Source organism: Burkholderia sp. 22PA0099 (assembly GCF_047497165.1).
Lineage (GTDB): Bacteria > Pseudomonadota > Gammaproteobacteria > Burkholderiales > Burkholderiaceae > Burkholderia.
In genome coordinates, this window is record NZ_CP163164.1 from 1,173,518 (window position 1) to 1,186,387 (window position 12,870).

Annotated in this window: 14 protein-coding genes; 3 read left to right on the top strand and 11 right to left on the bottom strand. The window is 68.0% G+C overall.

Annotation, left to right across the window (positions count from 1 at the left end; translation table 11 throughout):
* Positions 1–54: 54 nt before the first annotated feature.
* The 10 genes from AB4851_RS05090 to AB4851_RS05135 all read right to left on the bottom strand — a co-directional run bounded on the left by AB4851_RS05090 (position 55) and on the right by AB4851_RS05135 (position 9,058).
* Positions 55–1,692: a methyl-accepting chemotaxis protein gene (locus AB4851_RS05090; RefSeq protein ID WP_414448702.1), complete on the bottom strand. Its 1,638-nt coding sequence runs from the start codon at positions 1,690–1,692 to the stop codon at positions 55–57.
* 272 nt (positions 1,693–1,964) lie between these two features.
* A complete protein-coding gene (locus AB4851_RS05095) occupies positions 1,965–2,102 on the bottom strand; it encodes a hypothetical protein (protein ID WP_414448703.1) in 138 nt (45 codons plus the stop codon).
* A 115-nt stretch (positions 2,103–2,217) separates the two neighbouring features.
* Positions 2,218–3,258 carry an arginine N-succinyltransferase gene (gene astA, locus AB4851_RS05100; protein ID WP_414448704.1) on the bottom strand — a complete coding sequence of 347 codons (1,041 nt, stop codon included), beginning with the start codon at positions 3,256–3,258 and terminating at the stop codon, positions 2,218–2,220.
* The gene (gene ctlX, locus AB4851_RS05105) at positions 3,255–4,199 is read right to left on the bottom strand and encodes a citrulline utilization hydrolase CtlX (protein WP_414448705.1); all 945 of its coding nucleotides are present in this window, start codon (positions 4,197–4,199) and stop codon (positions 3,255–3,257) included. The genes astA and ctlX overlap by 4 nt, the downstream gene beginning before the upstream one ends.
* Before the next feature lie 172 nt (positions 4,200–4,371).
* Positions 4,372–5,262: an arginase family protein gene (locus AB4851_RS05110; protein ID WP_414448706.1), complete on the bottom strand. Its 891-nt coding sequence runs from the start codon at positions 5,260–5,262 to the stop codon at positions 4,372–4,374.
* Between the two features lie 188 nt (positions 5,263–5,450).
* Entirely contained in the window at positions 5,451–6,143 is a 693-nt protein-coding gene (locus AB4851_RS05115; protein WP_414448707.1) for an ABC transporter permease, read from the bottom strand.
* A complete protein-coding gene (locus tag AB4851_RS05120; protein WP_414448708.1) occupies positions 6,140–6,829 on the bottom strand; it encodes an ABC transporter permease in 690 nt (229 codons plus the stop codon). Before AB4851_RS05120 ends, AB4851_RS05115 begins: the two co-directional genes overlap by 4 nt.
* 53 nt (positions 6,830–6,882) lie before the next feature.
* Complete coding sequence (locus AB4851_RS05125) at positions 6,883–7,671, bottom strand: transporter substrate-binding domain-containing protein (RefSeq protein ID WP_414448709.1); 789 nt, start codon at positions 7,669–7,671, stop codon at positions 6,883–6,885.
* Positions 7,672–7,907: 236 nt separating this feature from the next.
* On the bottom strand, positions 7,908–8,399 hold the full coding sequence (locus AB4851_RS05130) for an Lrp/AsnC family transcriptional regulator (RefSeq protein ID WP_414448710.1): 492 nt from the start codon (positions 8,397–8,399) through the stop codon (positions 7,908–7,910).
* 11 nt (positions 8,400–8,410) lie between these two features.
* A complete protein-coding gene (locus AB4851_RS05135) occupies positions 8,411–9,058 on the bottom strand; it encodes a helix-turn-helix domain-containing protein (RefSeq protein ID WP_414448711.1) in 648 nt (215 codons plus the stop codon).
* Between the two features lie 356 nt (positions 9,059–9,414).
* On the opposite strand from AB4851_RS05135, the gene AB4851_RS05140 reads away from it, so the two are divergent.
* Positions 9,415–10,431 carry a zinc-binding dehydrogenase gene (locus tag AB4851_RS05140; protein ID WP_414448712.1) on the top strand — a complete coding sequence of 339 codons (1,017 nt, stop codon included), beginning with the start codon at positions 9,415–9,417 and terminating at the stop codon, positions 10,429–10,431.
* Between the two features lie 13 nt (positions 10,432–10,444).
* On the opposite strand, the gene AB4851_RS05145 is transcribed toward AB4851_RS05140, so the two are convergent.
* A complete protein-coding gene (locus tag AB4851_RS05145; RefSeq protein ID WP_414448713.1) occupies positions 10,445–11,356 on the bottom strand; it encodes a LysR family transcriptional regulator in 912 nt (303 codons plus the stop codon).
* Between the two features lie 98 nt (positions 11,357–11,454).
* Between AB4851_RS05145 and AB4851_RS05150 the strand changes: the two genes are divergently transcribed.
* Both AB4851_RS05150 and AB4851_RS05155 read left to right on the top strand, forming a co-directional pair.
* Positions 11,455–11,913: an ester cyclase gene (locus AB4851_RS05150; RefSeq protein ID WP_414448714.1), complete on the top strand. Its 459-nt coding sequence runs from the start codon at positions 11,455–11,457 to the stop codon at positions 11,911–11,913.
* Positions 11,914–11,939: 26 nt separating this feature from the next.
* Positions 11,940–12,860 (top strand): NADP-dependent oxidoreductase, encoded by a 921-nt coding sequence (locus AB4851_RS05155; RefSeq protein WP_414448715.1) that lies wholly within the window; start codon positions 11,940–11,942, stop codon positions 12,858–12,860.
* The last annotated feature ends 10 nt before the right edge of the window (positions 12,861–12,870 follow it).

A 12,870-nucleotide genomic window follows, 5' to 3' on the forward strand; every position in this document is an offset into this window, starting at 1 on the left:
TCGTTCCTCGCTTTTATCGTTCTTTTGCCGCCGCTTTCGATACGCCGCTCGTGCTCAGGCGAACTGCGGCACGCCCGCCCGCATCCCGCCTCGCACCGCCGCCCCACCCTGCGCGAACGACGCCGCGCCGGCCTGCTGCTCGATCCGGAACACCGACACCGCATCGCCCAGGCGCTGCGCCTGATCGACCAGCGAAGCGGCGGCCGCCGCCGCCTGCTCGACGAGCGCGGCGTTCTGCTGCGTGACCTCGTCCATCTGCGACACGGCGATATTGATCTGATCGATGCCGTCGCTCTGCTCGCTCGACGCCACGGCGATCTCGTTCATGATGCCGCTCACGCGGCCGATCGCGGTGACGATCTCGTTCATCGTGGTGCCCGAGCGCTCCACGAGATCGGCGCCCGTCTGCACGCGCTGCGTCGATTCGACGATCAAGCCCTTGATCTCCTTGGCGGCGGTGGCGCTGCGCTGCGCGAGCGAGCGCACCTCGCTGGCGACCACCGCGAAGCCGCGGCCCTGCTCGCCGGCGCGGGCCGCTTCCACGGCGGCATTGAGCGCGAGGATGTTGGTCTGGAACGCGATGCCCTCGATCACGCCGACGATGTCGCCGATCCGGCGCGAATCGCCGACGATCTCCTGCATGGTGCCCACCACGTCGCGCGCGAGCTGCCCGCCCTCGGCGGCCAGGCCCGATGCGCCCTCGGCCAGCGAACTGGCCTGGCGCACGTTGTCGGCGGTCTGCTTCACGGTGGAGGTCAGTTGCTCGATGCTGGCGGCGGTTTCCTCCAGCGAGGCGGCCTGTTCCTCGGTGCGCTGCGACAGGTTGGTGTTGCCCGCCGCGATCTCGCCCACGCCCACGTTGATCGATTCGGTGCTGCTGCGCACCGCGCCCACCGTGGATGTCAGGGAGTCCTGCATATTGCGCAGCGCCTCGCTGAGCTTGCCCATTTCGTTACGGCCCGTGACCTCGACCTTGCCGGTCAGATCGCCGTCGGCGATGCGGCCGAAGCTCTCGACGGCGGCATCCACCGGCTTGACGATCGCCTTGACGAGCCAGATCCGCACGAACAGCGACAGCGCGAGCGCCAGCACCAGGCCCACCGCCACCGCCACGATGACCATCGAGAATTGCCGCTGCGCGGCCTCGTAGCGCGCCTCGCCGATATCGACCTGATGCTTCTCCAGCGCGAGCATCGCCTTTTCGTACGCGGAATACAGCGGCGACAGCTTGTGGCCCTGGATCTCGCCGAACGCGGCCTTGTCGCCGGCCTTCAGCGCGGCCATCGCCGGCTCGATGCCCAGATGGATGAAGTCGTCGCGGCGCTTCTGCATGTCGTCGATCAGGCCGCGCGCGCCCGGATCGTCGCCGACCTGCGCCCGATACGCCGCGAAACGCTCGTTCGACAGCTTGATGTATTGGTCCGAACGCTTGAACGCCGAATCGGCGCCGGCCGCGTCGCCGATGTTCGTCAGCGAGTCGTAGGTGGCGAGCGACAGGCGCAGGCGCAGCAACTGGCCCGAGCTGCCTTCGAGGTTGGCCACGGCCGGCGTATCGACCGTGTACATCTGCTTCAGGTCGTGATTCGCCGCGTTCAGTGACACCACACCGAGCAACGCACCGACGATCAATGCAAGGCCGAACAGGCCGATGATCGCGTTCACACAATGGCGAATCGACAGGTTTTTAAGCATGTGAATGGATCGATTGGTCGAACGAAACCCGGACGCCGGACCCGTGCGGTTCTCATTCTTGGTCCGTGAAATGGTTCGATATACGAATGGTTGTTCCCATTCTCCGGCGCACGTCGTTATTACGGCCCCAAATGATCAGACTTGATTCACACCTGGTAGAAACGCTGACGAGTGGTTTCCCTTATTCAGTTCTCGCTCGCGCTGTCGATCGCGCGTCGCAACGGCTCGATCGGCGCTTCCGGCGCACGCAGTGAAAGCGCGAGCGGCCCCGCTCAGGCGGCTTGCCCCGCGCGGCGCAGCCCGATCAGTTGCAACAGGCGGACGAACAGCGCGCGCTCGACGGGCGCGCCGCCGTTCGACGCGTGCTGGAGCAGCAACAGCTCGGGCGTGAGTTGGGGCGATCGATACATCGGAGTCCTCCCGGTTTGGATCGGGCCGGCCGAAGCGGCTGCCGCGCCTTTTTGTTACGCAAGAATCGAACCAAAGGCGGCGGCCCCGCCCGGCAAGGCGGGCCGCCGCACACACTCAGGCCGCACGCCGCGCCGGTGCGCGGCCCGCACCGTTCGAGGGCGTGGCGCGCAGCGCCGCGCATCGCACCGGCGCATGGCGCTCGCATTGCAGCGCATCGCCAAGCCGCGCCGGATCGCCATCGGCGCTGCCGATCACCACCCGGAACCCGTGCAACGCGTCGTTGGCCAGCAATTGCGGGCCGTGTCGCACACTCAGCGCGGCGTCGAGCGGTCGGTGCGTGCTGTCGGCCACGATCCGCAACCGGTCGATCTCGCCCTGCAGCGTGGCGCCGCCGTCGAAGATGTCGACGTATTGACTGAATCGGAGTCCTTCCGATTCCAGCAAGGCCCGCGCCGGGGCCGTGTGCGGATGCACCGCGCCGATCACGGCGCGCGCCTCGGCCGGCAGCAGCGCCAGATACAGCGGATGCTTCGGCATCAGTTCGGCGATGATCGACTTGCGGCCGAGTCCTACCCATCGATCCGCCGCGGGGAACTCCATCTGGAAGAACGGCCGGCACACGGCGTCCCAGAACGGCGAACGACCCGCCGCGTCGGTCACGCCGCGCATCTCGGCCACCAGCGAGCGTGCGAAGCGCTCGCGGAACGCGGCGATGAACATGAAGCGGGCTTTCGAGAGCAGCGCGCCGTTGCCGTCGCGCCGGTAATCGGGCGCGAGAAACAGCGTGCACAGCTCGCTGTGGCCGGTGTGGTCGTTCGACAGGAACAGCGCCGAGGCATCGCTGCTGACGCCCGTCTCCTTCGACGCATGAATGAAGCGGCCGATCCGGTAGTTGTACCAGGGCGCGTCGAGCCCGACGGCCGCCTCGATGCCGGACACGCCGGCCACGCAACCGTTGCAGGTGTCTTCCAGCACGAACAGGTAGCCCTGCTGCGCGGGCGGCAAGCTGCCGGCCAGGGTCGCCACGCTGCGCGCGATGCGCGCCTCGATCAGCGCCGCATCGGGCATGAACGAGGTCATGCCGACGCCCGTGGTTCGAGCCAGCGCGAGCAATGCGCCGGCATCGCCGGGCCGCGCCATGCGCACCGTCATCATGATCGCGGCGCCCCTTGCATGCGGCCGGCCGGCGCGAACACCTCGGCCAGCATGCAGCGCGCGCTGCCGCCGCCCACCCGCTCGATCGTGTCGATTGCCACCACTATCGGCGTGGCATGACGGGCGAGGGTGTCGCGCTGCGCGCCGTCGAGCGCCGCCCAAGCGGTGCGCGATGCGGCCACCAGCGGCGCCCCATCGCGGCCGCGCACCTCCAGCATGTTGCCGGCGAACGCACCGAGCTGCGCGAGGCTCAGTTCGATCACCACCTTGCCGGCCGCGCGCAAGCCGCCGAGCACGGCGCGCCGATCGGTGTCGTCGACGATCGCCTCGGTGCACACGCCGGCCAGCGTCGTGCCCACCCACATCATGACGTTGGTGTGATAGATCGGCGTGCCGTGCCGGTCGGCCGCATCGAACGCGAACGCCTGATAACCGAGCCGGCGCGCCAGTGCGTCGAGCAGGCCGGCATCGGTGCGCGGCGAGCGGCACGCATAGCAGAGCCGCGCGTCGCGATCGAACACCACGCTGCCGGTGCCTTCGAGAAAGCGATTCTCGCGCTCGTAGGCGCTGAGGTCGAACGTGCGCGGCCACGCCACGCGGTTCGCCAGCGCGCCGAGCACCGGGCCGTCGCGCTCCTGTCGCCGGTTCGGCGCGCGCATCGGATACAGCACGAGCGTGCCGTCGTCGTGCGACGACCACCAGTTGTTCGGGAAGATCGAATCGGGCGTGGGCGGCTCGGGCGTGTCGTCGACGACGATCACCTCCACCCCGCGCACGCGCAGCGCATCGACATAGCCGTCGAATTCGGCGAGCGCGGCGCGATGCACGTGTTCGTGCGCCGGTTCGTCGTGCTGGAACGCGTTGTCCTGCGCCGTTTGCGGATTGAACGCGAAGCGCGCGGGGCGCACCATCAGCACGGTATCGGTGGTTTGTCGGGACATGGCGGAGCGAAAACTGATTGGGATGACTGATCGATTCATGCGCTTTATCCGTGCGATCGATACCGGTCATTCTTGCAGATCCCCACTCGCGTTTCGTGGCGTTTTCCCCGCTCCGCCCTGCCTGAAACCGCTGTTGCAAGCGGCTTGCGCAGCCGATTGCGCTGCGCCGGAATCAGGCGCCGCGCTGGCTCCCGTACACCGCGAACGAGAACGCCAGATAGGCCGCGAGCGTCGAGGTCATGTCGCCCACGTCGGTGGTCGGGTTGACTTCGGTGATCGCCATCGCCACGCAATGCGGCGCGAGCATCTCGACCATCTCCAGCGCCTCGGCCGAGCTGATGCCGCCCGGCTCGTGCGCGCCGGCGCCCGGTGCGTACGCGGGGTCGATCGCATCGATGTCGAACGACAGGAAAATGTGATCGGCGCCTTTCGTGCGTTCGAGGATCTTCGCCACGGTGGCCGCCGGCCCCAGGCGCAGCACTTCGCGCGCGGACAGATGCACGAGGCCGGTGTCGTGCTTGAAGCGGCCCGATGCCGGGAAGTTGAAATGACGTTCGCACACCTGAATGCAGTGATCCGAATCCACGCGATCGAGTTCGAGCGCGCGGCGCATCCCGCTCGACTGACTGAAGCGGCCTTGCGCCTCGCTCGAATCCATCAGGTCCAGGTGCGCATCAAAGTGGACGATCGCGATCTTGCCGGGCAGCGCGTCATGCACGCCCTTGGCGACCGGGAACAGCAGGCTGTCGTCGCCGCCGATCACGATCGGCATGCGCCGGTTCGCCAAGGATTCGCGCACCGCCGTCTCGGTGGCCGCGAACGTCGCCAGCGTGTCGTTCGACACCGTCACGTCGCCGCGATCGACAAGCAGGCTCGATCCCACCTCGAAGAAACCGTCGGTTTCCAGGCAGTAAACCTTGCCGTCCTGAATCCGCATGTTGATCCAGCGCGCGGCGTTGCGCACGCGCTCCGGCGCGTAGCGCGAGCCCGGGTAGCCGAGCGAGGATTCGCCGTCGAACGGCACGCCCCACAAGTCGCATTGAGTGAACGGAACGGAAGACATGGCAGGACTCCTTGATAAATCGGTGAGGAAATGCGGCCGGCGTGCCGGGCCGCGCGACGGCACGCTACGTCAGCGCGCCGCTCGGAAACTGACGCGGGCGCTCGCGGCGCGGCGCGCTCGACACGGCATGCGCACCGATGCAATTGCCGACCCGGTCGAGATGAAGCGGTGCACGCATCGGCGGGACCTCAGTGCGCGCGCGGCGCGAGATGGCGCAGCCAGCGCGCCTCGGCGAACCGGAACAGGCGCGTGAGCAGCAACGTCAGCGCGAGATAGAGCGCGCCGGCCGTCACGTACGGTTCGAACGAGATGTAGTAGTTCATGCTGACGTAGCGCGCAACGCCCGTCAGGTCGAGCAGCGTCACCGTGCTCGCCACCGAGGTGGCCTGCAGCATCATGATCACTTCGTTGCCGTATTGCGAGATCGAGGCGCGCAGCATCGACGGCAACACGATGCGGCGCATCAGCAGCGGCCGGCTCATGCCGACACTCAGCGCCGCCTCCACCTCGCCGCGCGGCACGGTGCGGATCGCGCCGGCGAAAATCTCGGTGCTGTAGGCGGTGGTGTTCAGCACGAACGCCAGGATCGCGCAGAAGCTCGCGTTCGAAAACCACGGCCATACGAACGATTCGCGCATCCAGTCGAACTGCGCGAAGCCGTAATAGACGATAAATAGTTGCACGAGCAACGGCGTGCCGCGCATCACCAGCGTGTAGCCGGCCACGGGCCACGCGATCCAGCGCTGGTGCGAGGCGCGCGCGATCGACAGCGGCACCGCGATCGCAAAGCTGATCGCCACCGAGGCGCACATCAGCCACAGCGTTTCCAGCAGCCCCTGCGCATACATCGGGGCGTTATCCCAGATCAGGTCCCAGTTCATCCCCGCACCTCGCGCGTGCCGGCCGAAAAGCGGCGGCCGATCCAGTGCAGCGCCGCCAGCGAGACGATCGTGACGGCCAGATAGAACGCACCGGCCAACACGTAGAACGTGAACGGCTCGCGGGTCGCCTCGGCGGCGCCGCGCGCGCGGAACATCAAATCGTGCAGGCCGATCAGCGACACCAGCGCGGTGCCCTTCACGAGCACCAGCCAGTTGTTGGTGAAGCCGGGAATCGCGAGCCGCACCATCTGCGGCAGCAGGATGCGCCGGTACACCTGCGGCGCGGTCATGCCGTATGCGTAGCCCGCCTCGGCCTGCCCGCGCGGAATGCGCAACAGCGCGCCGCGAAACGTTTCGGTCATGTAGGCGCCGAAGATCAGCCCGAGCGTCAGCGAGCCGGCCACGAACGGGTTCAGCTCGAAGCTCGCGTCGCTGCCGAGCGCCGTCAGCACCTGGTTGACGAGGCCCGGCAGGCTGTAGAACACCATGAACATGATGACCAGATCGGGAATGCCGCGCACCACCGTGGTGTACATCGTGGCGAGCCAGACCACGCGGCGGTCGGGCGAAAGCTTGCAGATCGCGCCGAGCAGGCCGAAGGCCGTGGCCAGCGCGATCGACACGAAGGCCAGCGCCAGCGTGACGGTGCCGGCCGCGAGGACGGTGCGGAAGTATTCCTGAATCATGGTCGATGCCGATAAGGCCGCGCGAGGCGGCCGGTAAGCGTAAGGACTGCGATTTATTGCGTGACGTTCGAGCCGGCGCCGAACCACTTGTCGTTGATCTTCTTCAGATCGCCGCTCTTGCGAAGCTGCGCGAGCGCCGCGTTGAACTTCATGCGCAGGTCGTCGTCCTGCTTGCGCACCGCGATCGCCACGCCTTCGCCGAGCGCCTTGCTGTCCTTGCCCGTATACGACGGCCCGATCAGCTCGAAGCGCTTCGCGTTGTCGGCCTTCGACAGGAAGCTCGCGTCGATCTGCGCCTGATACGAGAAGTGCAGATCCGCGCGGCCGGCGGCCAGGTCCAGGTACGGCTCGCTGCCCGATTCGTAGCGCTTGATCGTGGCGACGCTGCCGAAGCGCTGCGTGATGAAGTTGTCCATCGGCGTGCCCGTCTGCACGGCGATCGTCTTGCCCTTCAGCCCTTCCGGCGTGATCTGCAGATGCTCGGCCTTCGGGCCGACGAACCGGTAGACCGGGAATTCGTACACGTCGGTGAACGCCATCACGCGCTTGCGTTCCTCGGTGATGTTCAGCGACGAGATCAGCGCGTCGTACTTCTTGCCGAGCAGGCCCGGGAACATGCCGCTCCAGGCCGCGTTGATCACGTTGCACTTCAGTTGCGCGCGATCGCACAGCGCGTGGATCAGGTCGATGTCATAGCCGGTCAGGCTGCCGTCCGGCGCGGCCGATTCGAACGGCGGGAAGGTGGCGTCGGTGGCGACGTTGACCTGCGTCCACTCCTTCGCCTGCGCGAAGGTGGAACAGAAGGCGGCGGCAATCAGCAGGGTGCGGGCAAGGCGTTTCATGGTCATCTCACGAGGTCAGGGCAGGGTGGTTGGGCAGTCGGTGCGCCACTGCGCCGGAGGCCGGCTGCGGGCGAACATTATTGGATCGAAAAAAGCGCCGGATCTGTCGAAATCGGCGCGGCGCGCCGCCGTTTTCTGTCGCAATTTCGGCGCAGTCCAGCCGATTCCGTCGATCAAATGATTCGCAGAACGAATCTATTTTCACGAGGCACGATGAACCTTGTCGCATCGTCGCCTCAGTACGCGAGCGTGCGCTTGAGCGCGGCCAGCTCGGGGCTGCTCGCGATCTTGTCGATATGGAAGCGCGCGTCGGCCAGCCAGGTTTCGGTCAGTTCGCGGTAATGGCTCATGTCGCGGCACTCCATGCGAATCAGATAATCGAACTGGCCGCTGACCAGATACACGTCGAGCACCCAGGCCGCGCCGGCAAGCGCCGTCTCGAATGCCTTCTGCGCCGCGCGCCCGCTCTGGTTCGACAGGGCCACCTGCACGAACAGCGTGAGGTTCGGCGCCACGCGCTTCATGTCGATCAGCGCGCCGTAGCCCGAAATCACGCCGAGCTTTTCGAGCTTGCGCACGCGTTCGAGGCACGGGCGCGGCGTCAGGTTCACCAACTCCGACAGGCGCTGGTAGGTGATCCGTCCATCGCGGCGCAGCACGTCGAGAATCGCGTGATCGATCCGGTCGAGGCTCGGTGCGCCGGCCGGGCCGGCATGAAGGCGCGTCATGGCGGGCTCGCTCAGATCGGCGGCGCGATCACCCAGATCGCGATGGCCGGCTGCGTCGCCGACGGGTTGCGCCACGTGTGCGCGAGCGTGGGCGGGAAGGTCAGCGTGTCGCCGGCCTTCATCGAATAGGTTTCGCCGTCCACCACCATGTCGAGTTCGCCTTCCTTCAGGTGGACGAAATCGACGGCCGCGTTGAGCTTGTACGGCTCCGGCCCCGAACCGCCGCCCGGCTCGATCACCGACAGCAGCGCCATCAGGTGCTCGTTGCCGACGCCCGCGATCAGGTATTCGTGCATGCCCTCGCCGCCGAGGCTGATCGGGCGGCCTTCGCCGGCGCGCACGAGGTTGGTGGCCGGCGGATCGAACAGCGTGCCGGGCCGCACGCCGATCGCGTCGCACACCTTCAGCAGCGTGGCCACCGAGGCCGACACGGCGTCGCGCTCGAAGCGGCTCAGGAACGACTTGGTCACGCCGACGCTGTTCGCCACCTGCTCGATCGACAGCCCGCGCGCCTTGCGCAGCGCCCGCAGCCGTTCGCCGAGGTTGATCTCCTCGCGCACGGGGCGCAGCGGGCCGGCGGGCCGGCGCGCGGCGTCGATGGCGGCGGACGGCTCGTCGGGCAGGCTGGGCGTATCGGCGGTGACGGGTTTGCGGGGCATGCGGTGTACGTATCCGGGAGCAACAAAAGTGTCGCCATGGTACACGTGGAAAATTCGCGTCAAAATTAATCTCCACGACACTGTGGTTGCCTGGGAGACAACTTTTCATCGATTCGGGGCGCCCACCGATAAGCAAAATTCATCGAATCGATCATGAAACCTGCGTTTCCTTATGGCTCGCCGCGCCCTACCCTTGACGCCTTCTCTCTCGCAAGGAAAGCCCAGGATGTCCGTCACCTCCCGCCGTTCGTTCTCGCATATCGGCCTGCCAGTCACCAGCGTCGACGCCGCCGTCACGTTCCACACCGAGAAGCCGACCTCTTCGGCCGGGGCCTACTGCTGAGATGACCACGACGATGACGACCCCAACCCCAATCGCAACCGCAGCGGCCCCCGCGACCTGGCGCGCCTGGACCTGGGCCGGCAGCGCCGATCCCCTCGCGCTGCGTCTGGCCGACGTGGCGGCCGAGCCGCTCGCGCCCGGCCGGATGCTGGTGCGCAACGCCGCGATCGGCCTGAACCCGGTGGACTGGAAGGTGCTCGGCGGCGATCTGGTCGACTGGGCGCCCGGCAAGGTGCCCGGCGTCGATGGCGCGGGCACCGTGGTGGCGGTGGCCGACGACGTGCCGGCCGACTGGATCGGCACGCGCGTGGCCTATCACACCGATCTGGCCACGCCCGGCAGCTTCGCCGAATACACGCCGGTCGCGGCGCGCGCGGTGTTGCGCGTGCCGGACGGCGTGGATCTGGCGACGGCCGCCGGCATGCCCTGCCCGGCGCTGACGGCCTGGCTCGCGCTCGACAAGCTGCCGCTGCGCGAGCAGGGCCGCGTGCTGATCAGCGGCGCCGGTGGCGCGGTGGGGCTGTATGCGGTGCAGTTCGCCGTGGCGCTCGGCTTTCAGGTGGACGTGATGTGCCACCCGCGCCATGAAGCGCGCTTGCGCGCGCTCGGCGCGCAACGCCGCTTCGACGGCCCGCTCGACGCAAGCAGCCGCTGGCCCGACGCCCACGCCGGCCGCTACTTCGCCGTGATCGACAGCGTGAACGACGAGCACGCGGCGCAGCTCGCGCCCGTGCTCGGCGCGAACGGCCATCTGGTGTGCATTCAGGGGCGCACCGCGACCTGGCCGAATCCGCCGTTCGGCCAGGCGCTGTCGATGCACGAAGTCGCGCTCGCCGCGCTGCATCCGCACGGCAGCGACGACGACTGGGCACGCGTCGTCAAGGCCGGCGAGGCGATCCTGCAGCAGATCGCGGCGGGCCGCCTCGCCACCGAGGCGCAGGTGGCCGTCGAGTTCGACGCGCTGCCGGCGCACCTCGACGCGCTGCGTCAGCGCGCGTTCTCCGGCAAGGCGCTCGTGACGCTCGGCTGACCCGCCACGCGCCTCACAGTTGCGCGGCGATCGATTCGATCAGTGCGCGCAGCCACTGCTGGGCCGGGCTGGCATCGCTGCGGCGATGCCAGATCAGATGGATCACGATCTCCGGCAGCGCCACCGGCGGCGGGAACAGCACCAGTTCCCGCCCGGCCGGCGAACTGAGCGCCACGCGCTTCATGACGGTGGCCGTCATGCGCGAGCGCGCCACCACCAGCGGCACCGCGAACATCTGCGGCAGCGTCAGCGCGAGCGTGCGCTGCCTGCCCTGCTGCGCCAGCACCTGATCCACCAGCCCGTGCCGCTCGCCCTCGGGCGACGCGAGCACATGCGGCAACGCCAGATACGTGTTCATGTCCATGCCCCGCCGCGCAGCGGGGTGATCGCGCGCGACGATCGTGACGAACGCGTCGCGCAGGATCGGCCGCACCATGATCCGGCCATCGGCGCGCGTGGGCGACACGCCGATGGCCGCGTCGATCGCGCCCGCATCGAGCAGGTCGACGGCGTGATCGCGATCGTTGAACGCGTGCACGTCCACCGCGATGCCGGGCGCCTGCTCGCCGAGCGCCTGCAACAGCGCGGGCAGCAATACGAACGCCGGGTAATCGGCCAGCCCGAGGTTGAAGCGCAGCGCGGCGTGGCCCGGCTCGAACGCGGGCTTCCTCACCAGCGTGGCCTCGATCTGGCGCAGCGCCTGCGAAATCGGCTCGGCCAGGTCACGGGCGCGCGGCGTGGGCAGCAGGCCGCCCGCGCTGCGCAGGAACAGCGGGTCGTCGAACAGCCGGCGCAGCCGCGCCAGCGCCGCGCTCATGGCCGGCTGGCTCACGCCAACCTGGGTCGCGGCGCGCGTGACGTTGCGCTCGTTAATCAGGGCGTCGAAGGCCGCCAGCAGGTTCAGGTCGATGCCATGAAAATCCATGATTCAAATAATCATTTATATCGTTCATTTGTTGGACGGATTTTACAGCCGCCAGCACACTTCAGTCACTCCCACCCTGAAGCGAAACGAGACCCACCATGACGGCCACCTCCCATGAACTCGCCTTGTCCGACTCCGACCGCCTGAGCGCCGAGCGCCACGCCGTGGAAACGCTGTACCGCGCGTTCGGCGACAAGAACCCCGACCTCGTCGACGCCGTGCTGGCCCCCGACTGGGACGACATCCCGCTGGCCCCGGGCCAGGGCGCCGGCCCCGAAGGCATCAAGCCGATCATCCGCAGCTTCGGCGCAGCGTTCCCGGACGTGAAGATCGTGATTCACGACCTGATCCAGGTGCCCGGCAGGATCGGCGTGCGCGCCGAAATCACCGGCACGCACCAGGGCGAGCTGTTCGGCATTCCGGCCAGCGGCAAGCACGTCAGCTTCCGCCTGCACGAATTCCACGAGCTGGACGGCCAGCGCGTGACCACCACCTGGCACATGGAGGACTGGTTCGGCCTGTTCCTTCAGCTTGGCCAGTTTCCGCAGCAGTCCTGATCGATCGGCATAACGAGGAGCGCACCATGAAAGCAGCCATCGTCACCGCCTTCGGCGGCCCGGACGGGGTCGTCATCGGCAACACCGCGCAGCGCGAGCCGGGCCACGACGAGGTAGTCGTGCGCATCGAGGCCGCCGCCGCGAACCCGCTGGACCTGAAGATCCTGGCCGGCACGCTGCAAACCGTGTTTCCGATCGCATTCCCGTACGTGCCGGGCAGCGATTTCAGCGGCGTGGTCGAATCGGTGGGCCGGCAGGTCACCGGCCTGCAAGTGGGCGAGCGCGTATTCGGCCGCAGCGCGCCCACTGCCGGCGGCGCATTCGCCCAGCGCATCACGATCGCGGCGGCGGATGTGCACGCGATTCCGGCCAGCATGAGCTTCGAGCAGGCCGCCGCGATGCCCACCGCGTTCGGCACCGCGCGTCAGGCGCTGTTCGACAGCGGCCGCCTGCAACGCGGGCAGCGCGTGCTGATTCATGCCGGCGCGGGCGGCGTGGGCAGCATGGCCGTGCAGCAGGCGCATCTGGCCGGCGCGTACGTGATCGCCACGGCGTCGGCGCGCAATGTCGAGCTGGTCGGGAGCCTCGGCGCGGACGAAGTGATCGACTACCGCACGCAGGATGTATCGGCGCTGCGCGACATCGACCTCGTGCTGGACATGCACGGCGGCGACACGCTGGCTCGGTCATGGCAGGTGCTGCGCGCGGGCGGCCGGATCGTGACGCTGGTGGCGTTCGGCATCGAATCGCGGGGCGACCTGACGGGCGAAGCCGTGTTCTTCGCGAGCGCCACGCCGTTCCTCGCGGAAGCCGCGCGCCAATTCTCGGCGGGGCAATTGCAGATCGTGACCGATTCGATCTTCCCGCTGGACGACACCCGCGCCGCGCTCGAAAAGCTGGCCACCGGCCACGCGCGCGGCAAGGTGCTGATCCGCACGCGGCCCTGAGCGAGGCACG

Bases quoted from the DNA above. Each gene is read 5' to 3' on its own strand.
- AB4851_RS05090 (WP_414448702.1), bottom strand. From the start codon at position 1,692: ATGCTTAAAAACCTGTCGATTCGCCATTGTGTGAACGCGATCATCGGC.
- AB4851_RS05095 (WP_414448703.1), bottom strand. From the start codon at position 2,102: ATGTATCGATCGCCCCAACTCACGCCCGAGCTGTTGCTGCTCCAGCAC.
- astA (WP_414448704.1), bottom strand. From the start codon at position 3,258: ATGATGACGGTGCGCATGGCGCGGCCCGGCGATGCCGGCGCATTGCTC.
- ctlX (WP_414448705.1), bottom strand. From the start codon at position 4,199: ATGTCCCGACAAACCACCGATACCGTGCTGATGGTGCGCCCCGCGCGC.
- AB4851_RS05110 (WP_414448706.1), bottom strand. From the start codon at position 5,262: ATGTCTTCCGTTCCGTTCACTCAATGCGACTTGTGGGGCGTGCCGTTC.
- AB4851_RS05115 (WP_414448707.1), bottom strand. From the start codon at position 6,143: ATGAACTGGGACCTGATCTGGGATAACGCCCCGATGTATGCGCAGGGG.
- AB4851_RS05120 (WP_414448708.1), bottom strand. From the start codon at position 6,829: ATGATTCAGGAATACTTCCGCACCGTCCTCGCGGCCGGCACCGTCACG.
- AB4851_RS05125 (WP_414448709.1), bottom strand. From the start codon at position 7,671: ATGAAACGCCTTGCCCGCACCCTGCTGATTGCCGCCGCCTTCTGTTCC.
- AB4851_RS05130 (WP_414448710.1), bottom strand. From the start codon at position 8,399: ATGACGCGCCTTCATGCCGGCCCGGCCGGCGCACCGAGCCTCGACCGG.
- AB4851_RS05135 (WP_414448711.1), bottom strand. From the start codon at position 9,058: ATGCCCCGCAAACCCGTCACCGCCGATACGCCCAGCCTGCCCGACGAG.
- AB4851_RS05140 (WP_414448712.1), top strand. From the start codon at position 9,415: ATGACGACCCCAACCCCAATCGCAACCGCAGCGGCCCCCGCGACCTGG.
- AB4851_RS05145 (WP_414448713.1), bottom strand. From the start codon at position 11,356: ATGGATTTTCATGGCATCGACCTGAACCTGCTGGCGGCCTTCGACGCC.
- AB4851_RS05150 (WP_414448714.1), top strand. From the start codon at position 11,455: ATGACGGCCACCTCCCATGAACTCGCCTTGTCCGACTCCGACCGCCTG.
- AB4851_RS05155 (WP_414448715.1), top strand. From the start codon at position 11,940: ATGAAAGCAGCCATCGTCACCGCCTTCGGCGGCCCGGACGGGGTCGTC.